The sequence below is a fragment of the Mesorhizobium sp. M0678 genome, assembly GCF_040320505.1.
Taxonomy (GTDB): domain Bacteria; phylum Pseudomonadota; class Alphaproteobacteria; order Rhizobiales; family Rhizobiaceae; genus Mesorhizobium.
In genome coordinates, this window is record NZ_JAMYPT010000093.1 from 1 (window position 1) to 516 (window position 516).

General features: G+C 62.2%; 1 protein-coding gene. It reads left to right on the forward strand.

The features are described from left to right. Positions 1-516 (forward strand): sulfate ABC transporter permease (locus tag NKI29_RS33425; RefSeq protein WP_352798707.1); only part of this gene is annotated, 516 nt, incomplete at both ends.

Genomic DNA, 516 nt, shown 5'->3' on the forward strand with positions numbered 1-516 from the left:
CTGCCGCTGATCATCGTCTTCAAGGAAGCTTTCGCCAAAGGTATCGAGGCCTACACACAGGCGCTGAGCGAACCGGACACGCGCTCGGCGATCCGCCTGACGCTTCTGGTCGCGGCGATCTCGGTGCCGCTCAATGTGATTTTCGGCATCTCCGCCGCATGGGCGATCGCCAAGTTCGAGTTCAAGGGCAAGGCGTTCCTGACCACACTCATCGACCTGCCCTTTTCGGTCTCGCCGGTCATTTCCGGCCTGGTCTATGTACTTCTGTTCGGCGCGCAAGGCCTGCTCGGCGCCTGGCTCAAGGCGCATGGCATCGTCATCCTGTTTGCCGTGCCGGGCATCGTGCTGGCCACCGTCTTCGTCACCTTCCCCTTCGTCGCCCGCGAATTGATCCCGCTGATGCAGGAACAGGGCAATGGCGACGAGGAGGCTGCCCTGTCGCTCGGGGCCAATGGCTGGCAGGCGTTCTGGTACGTGACGTTGCCCAACGTCAAATGGGGATTGCTCTACGGCGTG